Raw genomic sequence first — 19,654 nt, 5'->3', positions numbered from 1 at the left:
GGGGATACATAACATGACAAAGAAAATTAATAAAGGCAGCCGTAATCAAAATTCACCGCAAGCAGGACACGCGGAAGCGGAATTCGGCACGGAGTTTGTCAGCGGCGATAACAGCAAGGGGAACAAGCGTAATAAAAGCCAGCAGAGTAAGACAAACCCACATAAATAAAGTGCCGGGGACCTCCCCGGCACTACCCGCTTTTATAGGACCTTGCTCGCCGCCAAATCATTTATTTCCCCAGCAATTCTCGCATGAATTTTTTCAACAACCGAAAAATCCATTGCTGCTACATAAATCTCTTCCAGCTCATCGTGCAGAGATTTAGCTTTTGCCAGATAACTTGTCGCCTCGGTCATTTTGTTTTTATATTTTTCAGCAATGTTACTGATGAAGTCAGCAAACAGCTCATCCGTTCCAGGCTCTATCAAAATCTCATACATATCAATAATCTCATCGCCATCTCGGCTTGGGAAATATTCATGCGGGGCCGTACTGTCAAAAATCGCCACACCCAGTTCCCGAAAAATGACCATATCGAGGCTGTGCGGATCAAAACCGCAATGATAAACTTCGACATCGATACCGCGCTCTTCCCCTGCGGCTGCCAGTTTTTTCAGCATTGTCGACTTTCCAGAACCTGGACGTCCTTTAATAAAATAGCGTTTTGGAATTTCCTCCGTCAAATTCGGAACATAATCAACTGCTCCTTGCGGCGTGGCAGCTCCTAAGAAGCGATGACGGACATCAGGCGTTTTATTTAACTTTATTTTTCCAAAAAACGAGTCAATCAATTTATTGGTTAATTGGTCCGCCTTTTTAAAATTCATGCTGTTAATATAAATTTTTTCCCAATCATCATGAATTTCTAATGCTTCTTTAAACGTTGCATAGGCTTTCTGAAATGATTGACTGATTTGGTTTGTCAGCTTTTGAATCACATTTTTCTGCCTATTAAGAGCGCGCGAATTCCAAGCCTCACCAAGATTTATATACTCTTCAACAGCACCTGGCGCCTTAGGCTCAATCACATGCGGCGCTGTCCCGTCAACAAGACCTACCTTTAACGCGGGAATAATCACGCCATCAATGGACTGGTTATCAGATGAACAATGGAGAAACTCAATATTATAACCTTTTTCGACCCACTCTTGGCCTATTTTCTTCATAAGTGAGGATTTCCCGGTTCCTGGGCCGCCCTTTAAAATAAACAATCTCTCTAATCCTTGCAGATTGGAATCATACAGATTATAAAAGCCTCTGGCCGTATTACCGCCGGCATAATAATTTTTGATTTTTCCTGCCACTCTTCAACACTCCCTTTTAACAAATCAACTTGCTTAAAAGCTTAAGATGTATAACGTTTGAATAGGTTTCTAAAAGTAATATTTAAGTTTAATTCACCCCATTTGCAGGTGATTCACTTTCACGTTATCTTATGCTTTTGTTGTTTTTTAGGTGAGTGCCTATGAAAAATTTATCTTACATCCATGGACAAATCAGATTGTCAGTCCTTCTGTCATTTTGTTACTTGGATCCATTCAGCTTTTATTACTTCCTGTAATTTAATTGGGGAAACCACAATCTGAACACCTATTTTCCCCGCGCTTACGACCATATTTTCCAGTTGTCTGCTGCTTTCATCGAGGAATGTCCTGTAATCCTTTTTCATGCCGATCGGAGAACAGCCGCCGCGGATATAGCCTGTCCATTTTTGAATGTCCTTCATTGGCAGCATCTCAATCGCTTTTTCTCCCGCAGCCTTGGCTGCCTTCTTTAAATCCAGTTCCTCTGCAACAGGAATGACAAACACAAGAATATTTTTACTGGCACCTTGGGCTACTAACGTCTTATAGACAATGTTAGGGTCTTTTCCAATCTTCTCTGCTACCGATATCCCGTCAATTTTCCCATCTTTATTATCGTATGTAAGCACGTCATACCCGACCTTTTTTGCATCAAGTATTCGCATTGCGTTTGTTTTTGTCTGTGCCATCACCATCATCCTTTTAACCTTTTTATAGTAGGATTATATCATTGCCATTTTTTATTGAAAAACCTTGATATACACAAAATCACCTAGATTCTGTCACCCGATTGTCACTCTATTACTCCATTATTATAGTAAACTAAATTTAGATCCTAACAAAACTACACTGGGAAAGGGCAGATCGCCAGCTATCCAGCCATAGACCTTTGTGAAAACCCTCACATATCCGACTGCCTTCACACAAACTACTTTTATAGAAAAGTATTTCCCCATAAATTGACCTGAGGTGAAAACAATGAAATACGATTTAGTATTATTACATGCGCCAAGCGTATATGACTTTAGAAAAAACTCATTACTTGCCGGTCCAATCAGCGACGTAGTCCCATCCTCACCGGTTTTTGAGATGTACCCGATTGGACTGACAAGTATTGCCGATTATCTAGAGCGGTACGGCCTTAGGGTAAAAATTATTAATATTGCCAACCGGATGCTGATGAGTGATAAATTTGATGTCGAAGCAAAGCTCCGAAAAATTAAGACGAAGGCATTCGGGATTGACCTTCATTGGCTGCCACATGCACACGGCAGTATCGAGCTTGCTAAAATTGTTAAACGCCTCCATCCTGAAACCCCGGTCATCTTTGGTGGATTATCGGCTACTTACTATCATAAAGAGCTAATTGAATATCCTTTTATTGATTTTGTTATGCGCGGTGACTCAACTGAAAAACTGATGCTTTTACTTATGAATAAGATAGAAGCGGGCAATAGCCATTATGCTGATATCCCTAACCTTACCTGGAAAAAAGGCACGGAGTACGGTTACAATCCCATTACCTACGTTCCGAAAGATCTCGATGATATTGATGTTCCAGGTTATCGTTATACCATTCGCTCCGTGTTTAAATACCGGAACTTTCTGGACCCGTTGCCCTACAACGGCTGGCTCCAATATCCAAACACTGCCCTGTTAACAGCCAGAGGATGTACGCAAAACTGCTTGATTTGCGGCGGCTCGAGAGAGGCTTATGACCAAAATTGCAATCGGAATTCTTTAGCATTACGCTCACCGAAGAAGTTAGTAGAGGATATTCAATTTATTTCCCGCTTTAGCCGAGCGCCTATTTTTATTCTGCATGACCTCCGTCAGGGTGGACGTGATTATGTACAGGAATTTTTCAGCCGTTTAAAGGAACTCCATTTAAAAAATGAAATCGTGTTTGAATTGTTCCAATATGCCGATGAGGAATTCTTTAAAATGATGAATGACAGCGTCCCAAAATACAGTATTGAAATCACGCTTGAAACACATGATGAAAAGATTAGACGCTATAATGGCAAATTTAGCTGTACCAACCAAAAAGTAATCCATACCCTTAATTTTGCTTTAAAAAATGGCTGCAAAAAGATCGACCTGTTCTTTATGGTCGGAATCCCAGGGCAGACCTACATAAGTGCGGTTGAAAATATTGATTTTTGTGAGACTATTCATCTGGCATGTAACAAAGACCCTAGAATCTTTTACTTTGTCGCACCACTAGCACCATTCTTAGATCCTGCCAGCCCGGCCTTTGAACATCCTGAAATTCATGGCTATAAGAAGTATTGTCACACTCTTGAGGATCACCGTAAGGCCATCACGCAGCCTTCCTGGAAGCATATGCTAAGCTATGAAACAAAGGATATGACACGCGATGACATTGTCAATTCCACCTATGAGGCAGCCGAACGCCTTAATGACTTTAAATTAGAGTACCAGTTGATTAGTAAAGAGGATTACTTTGATATCAAAGAGAAGATTGAGAGGTCAAAGGAATATATTAAATTGATTGACCATGTCCTTTCTCTTCCCGTCGAGGAGCAGGCCGCTGAATTAGCTAAGATTCAAGAAGAAATAGAAGAGTTAAATAAGTATAGTATCTGCGGGAAAAATGAATTGAAGTGGGAAGTACCAAAGAATTATGCCAATTTCTTTTCGCTCGCCTTAGTTGGTATGGAACAGTTATATGAAGATTATGTAAACAAACTCAGACATCTCCTCAGTCCGAAACGCCGCCAGCAATTTAAACTTGATGCAGATTATCGAAAAATAAAGGGCTAAAATAGTAAAAGGTATCGGATTCTTTTCCGATACCTTTTTTAAGAGATAAGAAACTATAAAATTACTTTGAAAATTGTCCAGCTCCAGCGCCTAGGGGCTCGGGGTCATAAGCCAATCCGTCAAGAAGGCTAAAAAACAGCCTTCTCGCCTGCTCGTCTTATGCCTGTCGCCCCTGTTCAAGGCGCTTACGCTTTTCTATTAGTGCCCGCCAAGGTAGGCTGCTCTGATTTGATCGCTTTGGCTGAGTTCTTCAGCTGTTCCGGAAGCGACTATTTTTCCTGTTTCAATAACATATGCACGATCGGCGATGGATAAAGCCATATTGGCGTTTTGTTCAACAAGAAGGATCGTGGTACCAGTTTGGTTAATCTCTTCAATAATACGGAAGATGGTTTTAACTAACAGCGGCGCAAGACCCATTGAAGGCTCATCTAACAGCAATAAGCGCGGTCTAGCCATTAAGGCCCGGCCCATCGCAAGCATTTGCTGCTCTCCTCCTGAAAGCGTACCGGATAGCTGTTTGCGGCGCTCTTCCAAGCGGGGGAATAACTGATAAATTTTATCAAAGTCTTCCTTGATCCCTTTTTTATCTTTACGTAAATAAGCACCTAATTCTAAATTTTCCTCCACCGACATGTTAGCGAAGACACGACGGCCTTCAGGAACATGTGAAATTCCTCTCTTTACGATGGACTGGGCTACCTTACCAGCTACATGCTCATTTTCAAATACGATTTCCCCGCTTTTTGGTTTAAGTAAGCCGGAAATCGTTTTTAACAATGTACTTTTCCCCGCGCCATTGGCACCAATCAAGGTCACGATTTCTCCCTGATTAATCTCTAGAGAAACTCCCTTTAATGCATGTATATTGCCATAATAAACGTTCATATCATTAATTTTAAGCATTACGAGACCTCCTCGCCAAGATACGCTTCGATGACTTTTGGATTATTTTTGATTTGCTCTGGTGTACCTTCGGCAATTAATTGGCCATGATCAAGTACATAAATCCGCTCACATACGCCCATTACTAGAAGCATATCATGTTCAATTAATAGAATGGTAAGATCGAATTTTTCTCGAATCAACGCGATTAAATTCATTAATTCTTCCGTTTCCTGTGGATTCATCCCTGCTGCTGGCTCATCGAGCAGCAATAGCTTGGGATTAGCCGCTAATGCCCGGGCAATTTCTAAGCGGCGCTGCTGACCGTACGGCAAATTTTTCGCTTGTTCATGCAGGACATTATCAAGCTTAAAGATTTTCAAAAACTCAATTGCTTTTTCTTCCATTTCCTTTTCACCTGAAAAGTGAGAAGGAAGACGGAAAATTGAGCTTAAAATTGAATGCTTTGCAAGCGCATGATAGGCTACCTTAACATTGTCCAGAACAGATAGCTCATTGAATAACCGGATATTCTGAAATGTCCTGCTAATTCCTTTTTTCGTTATTTTAAAAGGGGCTAACCCGTTAAGTTTTTCTCCATCGAGCGAAATACTTCCTTCTGTTGGAACATAAACTCCCGTTAACAGGTTGAAAAAGGTTGTTTTACCGGCACCATTTGGACCGATTAGACCAACAAGTTCACCCTTCCTTAATTCCAAATTCACATCAGAAACAGCCTTTAAGCCGCCAAATCGGATACCGGCATTTTCTACTTTAAGCAACTGTGTTTTTGCTGTCATGCTGTATTCCTCCTTTAGCCGATTTACCAACTTTAAAGAATGAGGTAATTTCTTTTGTCCCCAATAATCCTTGTGGACGATAAAGCATCATTACAATCAGTACTAAGCTATAGATTACCATCCGCAGCTCTGGATAGCTTTGCAGGTAGGTAGAAATAATTGTTAAAAGGATGGCTGCAATAACAGCACCTGACATACTGCCTAAACCACCAAGAACCACATAAATTAAAATATCAAATGATTTCAAAAAGCCAAAGTTGGTTGGTTGAATAATATAAAAGTTATGAGCATATAATGCACCGGCAATACCGGCAAAAAAAGCACCAAGCACAAAGGCCGCAACTTTATAATAAGTCGTGTTAATCCCCATTGCATCCGCAGCTATTTCGTTTTCCCGAATGGAAATACAAGCTCTGCCATGGGTTGAGTTTGTGAAGTTCACAATGACGATCACAGTTAATAATACGCAGCCGATCAGCCAAGGCCATGTCGTTAAATGAGAGACCGTCATACCACTTGCTCCGCCAACATAATCAATATTTAAAAAGACAATTCTAACAATTTCTCCAAAACCAAGTGTCGCAATTGCAAGATAGTCCCCTCTAAGCCGTAACGTAGGGATCCCAATAATAAGACCCGCCACCGCTGCTGCTAATCCGCCCACTAGTAAACCTACTGGAAAAGGCAGGCTTAATTTCATAGTCATAATCGCAGAGGCATAGGCCCCAACTGCAAGGAACCCGGCATGTCCAATCGAAAACTGTCCGGTAATTCCGATAATTAAATGCAGGCTGACTGCAAGAATAATATTAATACCCATAAAGAATAAGGTATTTACATAGAATTGATTTACTGTTCCACCGGTAATTAAAAATTGCATGACAACTGCAAAAATAACGGCTAAAACGATTGATGTCCAGAAAAACTTTGCTTGTTTTAAAATATTCATCGTAGAAGCCTCCCCTTAAACCTTTTCTCTGACATTTTTGCCAAATAGTCCCGCTGGACGGAAAATTAAAATTAAAATAAGAACAATAAACGCGACGCCATCACGCCATAAAGAGTATCCTGCTGCACTAACAAGTGCTTCAATCACACCTAATAATAAGCCGCCGGTCATTGCACCCGGAATAATTCCAATTCCACCTAAAACAGCAGCAACGAAAGCTTTTAGACCCGGGATAATTCCCATTAACGGTTCAATCTTTGTATAATACATTCCGAAAATCACCCCTGCTGCCCCCGCTAAAGCAGAACCAATTGCAAAGGTTGCAGAGATGGTGTTATTCACGTTAATCCCCATTAATCTGGCAGCATCCATGTCATGTGAGACGGCACGCATTGCTTTACCGATTTTTGTTTTATGAACAATAAATTGCAAAAGAATCATTAAGACAATCGATGTTAACAAAATTAAGATGGACTGACCGCTGATTTTCACACCCAAGATATCCATGTCTTTTAAAGGCACTAAATTACTTGGATACGCCTCAGGCTGTGCTCCGCGAACATATATCGTCCCATATTCGATAAACAATGATACCCCAATAGCGGTAATAAGGGCCGCAATTCTAGTGGCATTCCTTAACGGCTTATAGGCAATCCGCTCAATTAACACTCCAAAGATCGCACATACGACCATTGAAATAAGCAGGGATGGGAAAAACCCTAAATGAAGAATAGTAATTGAATAAAAACCTATAAATGCACCTACCATGAAGACATCTCCATGGGCAAAATTAATTAATTTAACAATACCGTAGACCATTGTATATCCTAATGCAATTAATGCATAGATACTGCCTAAGGATATTCCATTCACGAGCTGCTGTATTAACTCCATATGTTTACACTCCTTCTGATGAACTCCTATATTTCTTTTTCTAAATACTAGTTTTTAAGCTTAGCACGCTAGTTATCTTATAATTCTTTTATAAACTGGAATAGGGAGACATCAGCGCTCCCTATTCCTTGGCAAACTATAAGATTTGTCAAATGTAGCAGATGTTCAAAGTTTCCACTTTTCTAATTGTCTAGCTCCAGCACCTAGGCGCTTCTGCTTTTCGAATTACGGGTTAACCTTTGTCTTATATTGTTGTTGGCCGTTTACGTATTCTAGAATAACTGCGGCTTTAATTGGATCATGATGGTTATCAAGCTTCACTTTACCTGATACAAGCTGTAGACCATCTGTTTCTTCTAGTGCCTTCTGAATTTTCTTAGGATCACTGCTTCCTGCACGTTTAATGGCATCGGCAAGGAAGTAGACCGTATCATATCCTAGTGCTCCGAAAGCATCAGGGGATTTACCACCATACTTTGCTTTAAATGCTGAAACAAACTCTTGAACCTTCTTGTCACTATCACCTGAAGAATAGTGGTTCGTAATATATGTGTTCTTAAGCGGATCGGCACCAGCAATATCCACTAGTTTAGGAGAATCCCAGCCGTCGCCGCCCATAAATGGAACAGTAATACCAACCTCACGAGCTTGTTTTACAATCAAACCGACTTCTTCATAGAAACCAGGAAGGAAGACATAATCTGGTTTTGCGGCTTTGATCCGTGTTAGGGTAGCATGGAAATCTGTATCTTTTGCCACGTATGCTTCTTCAGCGACAATCTTTCCGCCATTAGCTTTAAAGGACTTTTTAAAAGCATCTGCAAGACCTTTAGAGTAGTCACTTGAGCTGTCAATTAAAACAGCCGCGTTTTTCACTTTTAAGTCATTGGTAGCAAAGTTTGCTGCCACTGTGCCCTGGAAGGGATCAATGAAGCAGGTACGGAAGACAAAGTCATTTAATTTTCCATCTTTATAGGTAATGGTTGCGTTTGTGGCAGTTGGTGTAATTAATGGAATCTTATTATCCTGGGCAATTTGTACTTGGGCTAGGGTGTTTGTACTAGTTGCTGCACCAATCATTGCTGCCACTTTATCTTGTGTAGCCAGTTTAAGGGCACCGCTTGTAGCTTCTGCAGCATCAGACTTATTATCGACCGTTACTAATTCAAGTTTTTTACCGTCAATACCTTTTTTGTTAATCTCCTCAATCGCTAATTCAATACCTTCCTTAGCAGATTGGCCATAGGAGGCTACTCCGCCTGAGAGTTCTAAGTTGGCGCCAATTTTAATTGTGCCGCCTTTTTCTCCATCACTACTCGCACTTGAATTACATCCTGCCATTACTCCTGCTGCTACCATAAAGGACATACAAATTCCAACTAATTTCCTCTTTCTCATCCAACTACCCCCTATTTTTAAAAAAATGCCCAAGACCTTTGTCCTACTGATTCAAAAAACTATAATATTCTGAAAACATTGTACATTAATATTTAGGGGTTCGTCTAGTCCTATTATACAGTTATTTTAAAATAATTAAAAGAATAAGAAAATTAAAACGTTTTTTAAGCAAAAAACGCTTTATTGCAATAAAGTAATGTTGAATAACTTTTTTAACGCAAAAGCAATCTATTTTTAATATTTTGGTTAAATATAATCAGTTGTTCGTTCCAAAGAAAAAGGGATTCCTTTTTTTAGAACCCCTTTTCCATAATTATTATACTAATTCTTTATTTTTCGTTTCTTTTCCTAAAATAAAGACTGCTAATGCACCAATTAGGATCGAAATACAGAAAATCATAAAAATGGTTGAAATCGCCACATGCTGAGCAACCAGATTTCCTACTAATAACGGACCCAGCACACCGCCAATCCGCCCCACCGCGGCCGCGAAGCCTGTCCCTGTTCCGCGAATAATAGTAGGATACTGTTCCGGCGAGTAAGCATATAAGCCGCCCCAGGCCCCAAGGTTAAAGAATGATAACAGAATCCCAGAGGTCATTAACGTGGCCGTAGTGTCTGCGTTGCCAAAGAAATAGGCACTAATCGCAGTCCCAATTAAGTAAACCACTAACACAAATTTCCGGCCAATTTTTTCAATAAACCAGGCTGCTGTAAAATAACCCGGCAGCTGGGCTATGGTCATGATCAGTACATATTGAAAGCTCTTAATGAGACTGAATCCTTTCATGACCATGACACTAGGCAGCCATAAAAACATTCCATAGTAGGAAAAAACGACACAAAACCAAACGATCCAAAGCATTGCCGTCTGCCGTCCGTAATCCTTAGAGAATAATTTCTGTAAACTTTGACCTAGTGTGGTCTTCTGCTTATCTTTTACTGCCGTAAACCGAGGTGAATCGGGAAGGCCCATTCGCAGGTATAGGGCATATAGGGCTGGAATCGCACTAATGACCAAGGCTACCTGCCAGCCAAACTTCGGAATAATAAAATACGAAATGACCGCAGCCACTAACCAGCCGCCTGCCCAAAAACTTTCGAGTAAGACCACAATCCTGCCGCGCTTCTCAGCAGAGACGCTTTCTGAGACTAAAGTAGAGGCAACTGGAAGCTCTCCGCCCAAGCCTGCTCCAATAAAAAATCTTAAGACAAGAAAGGCTGCTAGTGAGGTCGTAAGTGCGGACGCACCGCTCCCTACTGAAAATAGTAGTAAGGTAATGATAAAAACATTTTTCCGGCCGATTCGATCAGCCATTAATCCAAAAATAAGTGCGCCTACGGCCATCCCAATCGAATTGATACTGCCAATCCAGCCCATTTCTCCTGGCGTTAAATCCCATTCTACTTTCAATGCTGCAATGATAAAGCTAAGCATCCCTACATCCAAGGCGTCAAACATCCAGCCCATGCCGGCAATTCCGAGCAATCTCCGGGTGGATATTTCTTTTTTATTTTTCATGATAATCCCCCTATGTAACAAGTATTTACATTATTCCCCAAAAACCTCTAATCTAGGTAAAACAATAATGAACATATGGTATTCTACCAGTTGTCTTGACATCTGTCATTATATTCCCGTAAAAAAAGAGAATGCACAACTGCCAGTGCATTCCCGTTAACCTTATTAATCATTTAATTTACTTGTCCTACTCAAGGGCTCCTTCGACATTTTTAAATTGATTAAAAAACATCTGAAAATACCGGCCTTTGGCTATCATTAATTCCTCATGGCTTCCTTTTTCGATGATTTGACCATTGTCAATCACCATAATCATATCGGCATCCCGTATCGTATTTAAACGGTGAGCAATGATAAAGCTAGTTCGTTCTTCCATTAATTTAAGCAATGCCTCTTGAATATGAAGCTCTGTTCTTGTATCAATGCTGCTCGTGGCTTCATCTAAAATGAGCAAGGCAGGTCTTGCCAGGATCACCCTGGCAATTGCTAAAAGCTGACGCTGACCCTGGCTGAGATTTCCGCCATTTTCCGATAAAACTGTTTCATATTTATTTGGCAGTCTCCTGATAAAAACATCTGCATTAGCCATTTGGGCTGCCTGCTCCACCTCTTCATCGGTGGCTTCAGGTTTGCCATATTTAATGTTCTCTTTTATCGTTCCTGAAAATAGATACGTATCTTGCAGGACAAACCCAAAACACCTCCGCAAACTATCCCTTGTATAATCACGAATATCTCGTCCGTCCAGCAGGATCCTGCCTTCTGTAACATCGTAGAATCTTGTCAGCAGGTTCACAATCGTGGTTTTCCCAGCCCCTGTTGGGCCAACTAGGGCCGTGCTGCTGCCGACTCGGGCCTCAAAGCTGACATTTTTAATAATGGGAACGTCAGGACGGTAGCCGAAACTAACATTTTCAAAGACGACATGGCCTTTTGGGTTCATTAATTCCACCGCATGCGGAGGATCAATTACCTCCTCGGGCTCATCAATGATTTCAAAAACTCGTTCTGCCCCTGCCACACCTGACTGAAGAATATTAAAAATATTGGCAAGGTCATTTAACGGCCGGACAAATTGACGCGAATAGGTGATAAAGCTCGCAATCGCCCCAACGGTAACCAGACTTTTCACTGCCAAAATCCCGCCAATAACTGCGACAATGGCAAAGCCAAGATTATTAATGACATTCATAATTGGCATTAAAAAACCCGACCAGATTTGCGCCTTAAGGCCGACATCACGAAGCTTGGTGTTAACCAGTTCAAATTCTTTAATCACTTGGTCTTCATGATTAAACGCCTTAACGACTTCAATCCCTGAAATGGACTCTTCAATATGACCATTTAATTTACCGAGCTCTATCTGTTGATTCTTAAATAAGACACTCGTGCGCTTTGCAATTGTCTTGGTGAGTAAAAAAACAAGCGGCACGGTAATTAAGCTTGCTATTGTTAATAACGGGCTTAGGATAATCATCATGATTAAAGAGCCGGTAATCACAATCAGTCCCGACATTAGTTGGGTCGTGGACTGGGAGATGGTGTTACTAACATTATCCACATCATTCGATAACCGGCTCATTAGCTCCCCGTGCGTCCGGGTATCAAAAAAGGAGACTGGCAGCTTTTGCAGCTTCCGAAAGATTGCCTCGCGCAGTCGCTTCACAACCCTTTGTGCCACACCCGCCATCAGCCAGCCTTGTAAAAAAGTCAGGGCCGCATCTGCTAAGTATGAACAGGCCAGCACAATAATCATTATTTCTAATAGATTGAAATCAACCTTACCCTGTTTAAGGCTCATTGCATCAACTGCTCTTCCAATTAAATACGGAGCAAGGAGCATTAGAACGGCATCCACGATAATAAAGAAAAAGATTAAGCTCAGCATTTTTCGCTCGTTGCCAAAATAGTGCCATAAGCGATTTAACGTTCCCTTTAAATTCTTCGGTTTGACAACAGGGCCGCGAAGGCGCTGGGCACCACCCGGTCTTAACGGAGGAGGTGTATGGACAGTCTGTTCATTTCCTTTTGACATTTACAAAGCCTCCTTGCCCATCTGCGATTGATAGATTTCTTGATAAACTCGGCAATCCGAAAGCAACTCGCGGTGGGTCCCGACTCCAACAAGTTCACCATGATCCAAAACGACGATTTTATCCGCATCGATAATCGAGGTAATCCGCTGGGCAATCAAAATACAGGTTAGGCCTTTAGCATATTTTTTCAAGGCAGTCTTAATTTTCGCTTCAGTGGCAACGTCCACTGCACTCGTACTATCATCCAAAATTAAAATGTTCGGTCTTTTCACCAGGGCCCGCGCAATTGATATCCGCTGTTTCTGACCGCCGGAGAAGTTAACACCACCCTGGCCAATTTTTGTTTCATATCCCTCCGGCGAGGCGGCAATAAAGTCATCGGCACCGGCTATCATGGCTGCCGTCCTTACTTCTGCATCGGTGGCCTCTTCTTTTCCCCAGCGGATATTATCTGCTACCGTGCCGGTAAATAAGATATTTTTTTGTGGTACAATCGCGATTTGATCTCTTAGCAGCTGCGGTTTTAGCTTTGAAATATCTTGGCCATCAACCTTAATTGTCCCGCTTGTCACATCATAAAAACGGGGAATTAGCCCGACGAGGGTACTTTTTCCTGAACCAGTTGAGCCAATAATGCCTACCGATTCTCCCGGGAGGATGGTTAAATCAATATGTTTTAAGATTGGCTCGCCACTGGTTCCTTCATAAGAAAAAGTGACATCTTCAAAATCAATTCTGCCTGTTTCTTGACCATGATGCAGCGATGCGGCCTGCGTTTCTACTATGGTACCATTCTCCTGTAAAAACACTTCATTAATTCTGCCCGCGGATGCCTTAGCCCTGACAAACATATTAAAGACCATTGAAATCACCATCAGGGAAAAAAGAATTTGCGTCATATAGTTGGTAAAAGCAATGATATGCCCTACTTGAATGTTACCTGATTCTACCCCTAGTCCGCCCATCCATAGGACGGCGACAATACCGAGATTCACCGTCAGCATGATGGCCGGGCTGAATGTAGCCATCAGACGCCCTGCGGTGATAGATTGATCCTTAAACTGGTCATTTGCTTTGGCAAATTTGCCAATTTCAACATCAAAGCGGTTAAAGGCCTTGACGACACGAACCCCTGATAAGTATTCCCTCATCACCGAATTCACGCGGTCTAAGGCCTGCTGAACCTTAGAAAAGAGAGGAAAACCGAGGCGCAGATTCAGGACAATTAATAAGGCTACAATCGGAACAACCACGGCCAAAACAATGGATAAGTGCAAGTTAAGCCGTGTGGCCATCACAAGGCCCCCTATCGCAAGCAGAGGAGACTTAACAAAGATTCGCATCAGCCCATTCACAAACACCTGCACCTGTGTGACGTCATTTGTTAACCGGGTTATCAACGAGGCGCGATTAAACCGATCGAGATTTGTAAACGAAAGCGTTTGAACTTTTTTAAATAAATCGGAGCGCAATTCGGTGCCGAAGTTTTGCGAGACAATGCTGGCAATTACGCTGCGGGCAGAGGCACTGATGGCACCGAGGGCAGTAATCAACAGCATCACGCCGCCCATTTTTAACACATAATGAATGTCTCGGTTCACAACACCTTTATCGATGATTTTTGCCATAATCGTTGGCTGCATCAAATCACTTATTGCCTCAAAGGTGAGAAATAGTACGGCAATGCTAAAAGACTTCCAATATTTCTTTATGTACTTTGATAAAAACTTCATGCTCTCACCTAACCCTTTGGTGATATTAATAAAGCTATTATAATTTCGTTTACCGGAATAAAACAATTTTTAAGCATAGAAAAAACAAAATAGCCCATTGCAGAGAATGGACTATTTCTGTTTAACCTGATTAATCTTGGACCGGGCTAAATTCATGGACCCAGACACGCATCTGTGGGAGCCACGGCATACCTGGATGATAGGCAAGGATCGACTGCTTATATTCCTCAACTGTGCTGAAGCCCTCGCGGCGGGCATCATCATCCGTCAACTCGCCCAAGCTCTGAGAATAAACCTTGTCGACGACGAACTGACGGCCTTCAAGTGTCATGATTTCGCCTGGGTCGGCATACCGGCCGTTCCGGCGTGTAGCGGTTTTTTCACCCGCCAAAACCTTCTCGACATCGGTCTTTACGGTAATTAATTTTTCAACCGAACAAGTTTTCGGTGGCAGTATAGCGTTTTCATTTTCGTTTGTCATTTGATTCTCTCCCTTTGTTTGATTTATTCATATTAACACTTTTTATATAGTTATATCCATTATGAGCTCGGTTAAACTACCTGACCTCCTTTATCACGGTATCAAAAGACCGGAGGAAAATCCCCCGGTCTTTAACTAGTTAAATCTCGTTTTTTATAAAAAAAGTAAGTTACACTTGTGAAGGCTGCGATTAAAAAGAGGGAAATAACAACAAAGAGGGGATCCAACCCGCCTCCGTACATCACATTTTTCGCCTCAAAATATTTAAACGGGCTCAAGTACTTAAGGTTTTTCAACCTTTCATTCAAATCTATCGCCACAGACAAAATAAAAGTCAATAACAGGACACCTGCCGATAGGGAAGGTGCCTTCTTTGATTTCCTTTTTACAGAGGAAATGGCACTGCCCATCACCATAAACAACAGCTGCAAGATGAACATCCCCGCCATCAAGATGATCAAATCTCGATTTACATTTTCACCCTTGCTGTATTTAGCCATCAGGACAATCGACGAAGTTAATGTTACTAAATTAAAAACGATGAGATTGAACAAGGCTGCCAGCAATTTTGCCGTAATAACCTTTGTTCTGGAAACGGGCTTCACAAATAAGAACTCGGCTGTTTTGTCCCGCTCCTCTTTTGCAATGATCCCGGCGCCAAGCATGGCTGCATGTATCGTTGCCATCAAGAGCAAATAAATAAACAGCATCCCATAATAACCACTCGCTTTTGATAAATCTAAGCTTCCTGCTCCCATTACCACCTGCAGCGATTTGGGCATATCTTTCATTACGTCATTCATTGATTGCTGTGATGAATACAAATTAGCATACTTATTCATGCCGGATAACACCATTAGAAACACACCAATGCACCAAAATAGGAGTGATTTACGATGAGAGTTTAATTCTTTTAAAAATATATTCATCTTCAGATCCCCCTAAACAGCATGAATATCCTTTTTAGTATAGATCATATAACTTGCCGCAGTGGCTGCAACGACAATCACGGCACCTGCAATGAGAAAAGATCCTTCGAAGCTAGCGTGTTTGGTAATATAGCTGTGATCAAAGTATTTAAATGGCGAGATGTATCGTTTCACATCATCACCGGAAGTCTCACTAATGACACCGAGAAAGTAAAACGCAAACACCGTTGCTAATGAAACCGTTAAGACAGATTTAATTTTTGGAACAATGACAGAGATGATGATGCCGATTGCTAGAAAGATTAATTGAATAAAAAACATTGTCAAGGAGAGCAGTACGAATTTCTTTATACTATAATCTACTGTATTAACCTGCAACGCGATCAAATTGGCTGCAATCTGGTAGACAACATTGGTAATTAATAGGGACGTGAATGCAGCCATCAGTTTACTAGTTAAAACTTGTATGCGGGTCACCGGCTTGGTTAACAGGAAATCAGCCGTTTTTTCGCGAACCTCTTTGCTGACAATTCCAGTACCGAGATTCATTGCTTGAATGGCCGCACAAAGCGTTGTGAACGTCAAAGCATAGCTGTAAAATCCCAAAATCGTAAATATACTCTCCAAATTAAGTCCGATCGCCTTCCTCATCGCCAACGGGTAGCCAGCTAATAATTTCTTGAACTCATCCGCATCTTTCGCAAACGAGGGAAACATCGACAGGAATAGCAATGCCACCATGATTAACGAAAAGGTCCAAATCATCGTTGATTTCCGATACGCCTTTAACTCATGAAAAAAGATATTCATAGACTCTTAGGCCTCCTTTTCGTAATAATGCATAAAGATCTCCTCAAGATCAGGCTCTTCAATCCACAAATTGCCGACTTCCATTTCGGCTAACTTCTTCAAGACCGTATTGATGTTTCCTTTAAAAAGAAAGCTGATTACATTACCTTTAGCCTCCAAATTACTTACACCGATGATATTAAAATAGTCGGGAGAGAGGGCCGAGTTCGTTTCCACCTTAAACTTTTTATAATTGTTTTCTTGTAACGTACTTATCTTTTCTACCGTAACAATCTTGCCCTCTTTAATAATTGCCACCCGATTGCATAGTCTTTGAACCTCACTCAAAATGTGTGACGAAAAAAGGATTGTAGCGCCTTTCTGATTTTCCTCCTCCAGCAATTCAAAGAATCTTTGCTGCATTAACGGGTCCAGCCCGCTTGTCGGTTCATCAAGGATGATTAGCTTTGGTTCATGAAGCAGGCCTTGAACAATGCCCACCTTCTTTTTATTTCCCAGGGAGAGATCATCAATCTTTTTGGTTAAATCAAGATCCATCATTTCCGCTAACTCTTTAATTCTCTTACTGCAGTCCTTCTTATAGAAGCTGGCGGAGTATTTTAAGAGATCCTTCACTTTCATATTGTCATAGTAAAAAACTTCCGAAGGCAGATAACCAATTTCCTTTTTGATTTCCGGTGCAAACTGAATGCAGTCTTTTCCAAAGATTTTGGCGCTGCCGCTCGTTGGATAAATGAGGGAAAGGAGGGTCCGGATGGTCGTCGATTTTCCGGCACCGTTTGGTCCAATGAAACCAAAAATCTCACCTTGTTCAACATGAAAGCTAATATCGGTAATCCCTCTAGACTTGCCGTACGTCTTTGTCAGGTTGTTAATCTCGATTATATTCATGGTTCCTGCCCCCTTTTTACTTATAAAACACTTTGGTTAATACTTCGAAATATTGCTCAGCTTCAAGCTGGATGGCCGGGTAGTCAATTTCGTGATTTGCTGTTAATTTTGCTTTGTTAAGCTCCTCTTCACTTAATTTTTCAAACGTCCAGGTAATAATTTTTAAGATTCTTCGGATGTCGACATCGTCGCGAAACTTCGAAAGATTAATGCCCTCGTAAATTTTCCCAAAGTTAATCTCATTTAAGGCTTTCACCTTTTTCTCAATTTCCGCTCTAATGTCGGCTGCATCGTCCATATAGGCTTCTTCAATAAATTTAAAGATGTCTGGATATTTGGCAAGGAGGTCCATTTTAATTGCGACCGCCTTCCGTATTCTTTTGAAAAAATCTTCCTCTTTAAGGTCGACCTTTTTGTAGAAGTCATCGGTAATAATTTGGATGCAATGGTCAAATAAGAATAAGAATAACTGCTTCTTGTTTTTAAAATAATGAAAAATTAATCCCTTTGAGATTTCGGCTTCTTTCACGATTTCGTTGGTTGAGGCCTTATCATATCCTTTCTGGGCAAATTCCTTTATGGCAGCATTTAGGATTCGGTCTTGTTTTTCCGTTTCTAAGTTGAAAAATTTTGAGAACACTGGTGCAGCCCCCCTGTTTTTAGTGTTGACCACATCAGTCAATGGAGTCATTATAATCCCGTTGACTACCCTGATCAATAGGCGGATAAGCTATATTTTTTACAATATTATGAAATTGATACAGAGGGTATCGTTTGGGTTTGTGGGATATGATACGATTCATGTAAATTTAAGGGAGGTGTTTTATATTTGCATCAAAAGTCGAGACCCCTCATTGAAGTTAGAAGGCTTGATATCCTCTCAAGGCCGTCTTCCTGCCGGGCATCCTCTTCTGCCTGTATTGGCAGGAAAACAGTCCTCAGTTGAAGCAGGAATTGGCGGGGAAGACCAGGTCGCTGAAGTTCTCCGTACGTCCTCTTTTTCTTTTAACCACCACATTTTTCATGATTTATCTCCTACTTCTGATTTTCAAATGGATACGTTTTTGTTGAGCCCCAGGTTTGGGGTGGTGTTAGAGGTTAAAAATATTGGCGGGATTCTCGAATTTAAAGATAACCCTCCACAATTGATTAGGACCCGGGAAGACGGACATAAGGACGGGTTTGAGAGTCCGGTGGTTCAACTGGAGCGAAATTATGAGTTGCTTTCTGATTGGCTAAAGAGCCGAAATATCAAGATTCCTCTTTATGGTGCTGTTGTTTTATCCTACCCGAAACAGATTGTGGCTGTTCCTCCTCAAAGGACAAAGATTTTATATCCTAACTTGATTCCTTCTTATCTAAAAAACATTCCGAGCCTGGAACAGAAGCTAGATCCTGATACCTTCCATTGGCTGTCTGCAGAGCTTCTCGATAGTCATCAAATGTACATTCCAAAACCAGTTTGCGAGACTTTTCATATTCCTTTTAGTGATTTCAAAACAGGCGTGAGGTGTCTGAAATGCCATAGAATCGGGATGGTGAAGACACCACGAACCTGGGTTTGCCCTATTTGCAATACTAAGGATCATCTTGCACATGAGAGGACTTTAAGGGAGTGGTTTTTGATTTTTAAGAGGAGTATCACTAATAGGGAGTGTCGGGAGTTTTTGGGGGTGGAGGATATTTACACTGCAAATCGAATATTAACAAGCATGAATCTGCTAAGTGAGGGAAAATATCGTTACCGGTCCTACACAATGGATTTTCGTTTAAAACGGTGATATTGGCCATTGAGCAAGTTGGAGTTGCTTTCCACAAGTTGATTTGACTTGCGCAAGTTGGGGGCGCTTATCCGTAAGTTGTTTTGACTTGCACAGGTTGGGGGCGCTTATCTGCAAATTGGCTCTCTCTTTCCGCAAGTCAGCGCCTCTTATCCGCAAGTTATTTTCCCTTGCGCAAGTTGGAGGCGCTTATCCGCAAGTTGCCTCTCTCTTTCCGCAAGTTAGCGCCTCTCATCCGCAAGTTGTTTTCCCTTGCACAAGTTGGAGTTGCTTATCCGCAAGTTGCCTCTCTCTTTCCGCAAGTTAGCGCCTCTCATCCGCAAGTTAGCACCTCTTATCCGCAAGTTGTTTTGCCTGGCGCAAGTTAGAGTTGCTCATCCGCTAATTGCAGTAATCTATCCACAAATCCTCTCACCTCTTGCCATTAACTTTTTTCAAAACGTGTAACCGCTC

18 protein-coding genes are annotated in these 19,654 nt (G+C 41.5%); 3 read left to right on the top strand and 15 right to left on the bottom strand.

What is annotated here, in order from left to right:
- Nucleotides 1-13: 13 nt before the first annotated feature.
- Nucleotides 14-169 carry a hypothetical protein gene (locus tag J7E81_RS21055; protein WP_215045415.1) on the top strand — a complete coding sequence of 52 codons (156 nt, stop codon included), beginning with the start codon at nucleotides 14-16 and terminating at the stop codon, nucleotides 167-169.
- Between the two features lie 32 nt (nucleotides 170-201).
- Here J7E81_RS21055 and J7E81_RS21050 read toward each other — a convergent pair whose 3' ends face one another.
- Nucleotides 202-1,305, bottom strand: coding sequence for a PRK06851 family protein (locus tag J7E81_RS21050; RefSeq protein WP_215045414.1), 1,104 nt, complete (start codon nucleotides 1,303-1,305; stop codon nucleotides 202-204).
- A gap of 212 nt (nucleotides 1,306-1,517) precedes the next feature.
- A complete protein-coding gene (gene ybaK, locus J7E81_RS21045; protein ID WP_215045413.1) occupies nucleotides 1,518-1,994 on the bottom strand; it encodes a Cys-tRNA(Pro) deacylase in 477 nt (158 codons plus the stop codon).
- A 289-nt stretch (nucleotides 1,995-2,283) separates the two neighbouring features.
- Here ybaK and J7E81_RS21040 point away from each other — a divergent pair, with 289 nt between their 5' ends.
- Nucleotides 2,284-4,092, top strand: coding sequence for a TIGR04190 family B12-binding domain/radical SAM domain protein (locus tag J7E81_RS21040; RefSeq protein ID WP_215045412.1), 1,809 nt, complete (start codon nucleotides 2,284-2,286; stop codon nucleotides 4,090-4,092).
- 198 nt (nucleotides 4,093-4,290) lie between these two features.
- On the opposite strand, the gene J7E81_RS21035 is transcribed toward J7E81_RS21040, so the two are convergent.
- From J7E81_RS21035 to J7E81_RS20975, 13 genes are all read right to left on the bottom strand, one after another.
- Nucleotides 4,291-4,998 carry an ABC transporter ATP-binding protein gene (locus tag J7E81_RS21035; RefSeq protein WP_215045411.1) on the bottom strand — a complete coding sequence of 236 codons (708 nt, stop codon included), beginning with the start codon at nucleotides 4,996-4,998 and terminating at the stop codon, nucleotides 4,291-4,293.
- Nucleotides 4,998-5,777, bottom strand: coding sequence for an ABC transporter ATP-binding protein (locus J7E81_RS21030; protein ID WP_215045410.1), 780 nt, complete (start codon nucleotides 5,775-5,777; stop codon nucleotides 4,998-5,000). The genes J7E81_RS21035 and J7E81_RS21030 overlap by 1 nt, the downstream gene beginning before the upstream one ends.
- The gene (locus J7E81_RS21025; protein ID WP_215045409.1) at nucleotides 5,752-6,726 is read right to left on the bottom strand and encodes a branched-chain amino acid ABC transporter permease; all 975 of its coding nucleotides are present in this window, start codon (nucleotides 6,724-6,726) and stop codon (nucleotides 5,752-5,754) included. Before J7E81_RS21025 ends, J7E81_RS21030 begins: the two co-directional genes overlap by 26 nt.
- Nucleotides 6,727-6,741: 15 nt before the next feature.
- On the bottom strand, nucleotides 6,742-7,620 hold the full coding sequence (locus J7E81_RS21020) for a branched-chain amino acid ABC transporter permease (protein ID WP_215045408.1): 879 nt from the start codon (nucleotides 7,618-7,620) through the stop codon (nucleotides 6,742-6,744).
- A 225-nt stretch (nucleotides 7,621-7,845) separates the two neighbouring features.
- Nucleotides 7,846-9,018, bottom strand: coding sequence for an ABC transporter substrate-binding protein (locus J7E81_RS21015; RefSeq protein WP_215045407.1), 1,173 nt, complete (start codon nucleotides 9,016-9,018; stop codon nucleotides 7,846-7,848).
- 316 nt (nucleotides 9,019-9,334) lie between these two features.
- A complete protein-coding gene (locus tag J7E81_RS21010) occupies nucleotides 9,335-10,540 on the bottom strand; it encodes an MFS transporter (protein WP_215045406.1) in 1,206 nt (401 codons plus the stop codon).
- A gap of 187 nt (nucleotides 10,541-10,727) precedes the next feature.
- Nucleotides 10,728-12,575, bottom strand: coding sequence for an ABC transporter ATP-binding protein (locus J7E81_RS21005; protein ID WP_215045405.1), 1,848 nt, complete (start codon nucleotides 12,573-12,575; stop codon nucleotides 10,728-10,730).
- The gene (locus J7E81_RS21000; RefSeq protein WP_215045404.1) at nucleotides 12,576-14,309 is read right to left on the bottom strand and encodes an ABC transporter ATP-binding protein; all 1,734 of its coding nucleotides are present in this window, start codon (nucleotides 14,307-14,309) and stop codon (nucleotides 12,576-12,578) included.
- Between the two features lie 130 nt (nucleotides 14,310-14,439).
- Nucleotides 14,440-14,790: an ASCH domain-containing protein gene (locus J7E81_RS20995; RefSeq protein WP_215045403.1), complete on the bottom strand. Its 351-nt coding sequence runs from the start codon at nucleotides 14,788-14,790 to the stop codon at nucleotides 14,440-14,442.
- 131 nt (nucleotides 14,791-14,921) lie between these two features.
- Entirely contained in the window at nucleotides 14,922-15,719 is a 798-nt protein-coding gene (locus tag J7E81_RS20990) for an ABC transporter permease subunit (RefSeq protein ID WP_215045402.1), read from the bottom strand.
- Nucleotides 15,720-15,731: 12 nt separating this feature from the next.
- A complete protein-coding gene (locus J7E81_RS20985; protein WP_215045401.1) occupies nucleotides 15,732-16,529 on the bottom strand; it encodes an ABC transporter permease subunit in 798 nt (265 codons plus the stop codon).
- Nucleotides 16,530-16,535: 6 nt separating this feature from the next.
- Nucleotides 16,536-17,420 (bottom strand): ABC transporter ATP-binding protein, encoded by an 885-nt coding sequence (locus J7E81_RS20980; protein ID WP_215045400.1) that lies wholly within the window; start codon nucleotides 17,418-17,420, stop codon nucleotides 16,536-16,538.
- A gap of 16 nt (nucleotides 17,421-17,436) precedes the next feature.
- Entirely contained in the window at nucleotides 17,437-18,060 is a 624-nt protein-coding gene (locus J7E81_RS20975; protein ID WP_215045399.1) for a TetR/AcrR family transcriptional regulator, read from the bottom strand.
- Between the two features lie 214 nt (nucleotides 18,061-18,274).
- Between J7E81_RS20975 and J7E81_RS20970 the strand changes: the two genes are divergently transcribed.
- A complete protein-coding gene (locus tag J7E81_RS20970) occupies nucleotides 18,275-19,201 on the top strand; it encodes a nuclease-related domain-containing protein (protein ID WP_251028786.1) in 927 nt (308 codons plus the stop codon).
- Nucleotides 19,202-19,654 lie beyond the last annotated feature (453 nt).

Origin of the sequence: Bacillus sp. ISL-18 (assembly GCF_018613415.1) — a bacterium.
Taxonomy (GTDB): Bacteria; Bacillota; Bacilli; order Bacillales; family Cytobacillaceae; genus Neobacillus.
The sequence above is the reverse complement of the archived record's forward strand: the minus strand, read 5'-3'. Positions and strand labels throughout refer to the sequence as shown.

What these genes read in the sequence shown, in the direction of transcription:
- J7E81_RS21030 (WP_215045410.1), bottom strand. Translation starts at nt 5,777, where the DNA reads ATGACAGCAAAAACACAGTTGCTTAAAGTAGAAAATGCCGGTATCCGA.
- J7E81_RS21035 (WP_215045411.1), bottom strand. Translation starts at nt 4,998, where the DNA reads ATGCTTAAAATTAATGATATGAACGTTTATTATGGCAATATACATGCA.
- J7E81_RS21000 (WP_215045404.1), bottom strand. Translation starts at nt 14,309, where the DNA reads ATGAAGTTTTTATCAAAGTACATAAAGAAATATTGGAAGTCTTTTAGC.
- J7E81_RS21010 (WP_215045406.1), bottom strand. Translation starts at nt 10,540, where the DNA reads ATGAAAAATAAAAAAGAAATATCCACCCGGAGATTGCTCGGAATTGCC.
- J7E81_RS20995 (WP_215045403.1), bottom strand. Translation starts at nt 14,790, where the DNA reads ATGACAAACGAAAATGAAAACGCTATACTGCCACCGAAAACTTGTTCG.
- J7E81_RS21015 (WP_215045407.1), bottom strand. Translation starts at nt 9,018, where the DNA reads ATGAGAAAGAGGAAATTAGTTGGAATTTGTATGTCCTTTATGGTAGCA.
- J7E81_RS21020 (WP_215045408.1), bottom strand. Translation starts at nt 7,620, where the DNA reads ATGGAGTTAATACAGCAGCTCGTGAATGGAATATCCTTAGGCAGTATC.
- ybaK (WP_215045413.1), bottom strand. Translation starts at nt 1,994, where the DNA reads ATGGCACAGACAAAAACAAACGCAATGCGAATACTTGATGCAAAAAAG.
- J7E81_RS21040 (WP_215045412.1), top strand. Translation starts at nt 2,284, where the DNA reads ATGAAATACGATTTAGTATTATTACATGCGCCAAGCGTATATGACTTT.
- J7E81_RS21025 (WP_215045409.1), bottom strand. Translation starts at nt 6,726, where the DNA reads ATGAATATTTTAAAACAAGCAAAGTTTTTCTGGACATCAATCGTTTTA.
- J7E81_RS20980 (WP_215045400.1), bottom strand. Translation starts at nt 17,420, where the DNA reads ATGAATATAATCGAGATTAACAACCTGACAAAGACGTACGGCAAGTCT.
- J7E81_RS21055 (WP_215045415.1), top strand. Translation starts at nt 14, where the DNA reads ATGACAAAGAAAATTAATAAAGGCAGCCGTAATCAAAATTCACCGCAA.
- J7E81_RS20990 (WP_215045402.1), bottom strand. Translation starts at nt 15,719, where the DNA reads ATGAATATATTTTTAAAAGAATTAAACTCTCATCGTAAATCACTCCTA.
- J7E81_RS20985 (WP_215045401.1), bottom strand. Translation starts at nt 16,529, where the DNA reads ATGAATATCTTTTTTCATGAGTTAAAGGCGTATCGGAAATCAACGATG.
- J7E81_RS21005 (WP_215045405.1), bottom strand. Translation starts at nt 12,575, where the DNA reads ATGTCAAAAGGAAATGAACAGACTGTCCATACACCTCCTCCGTTAAGA.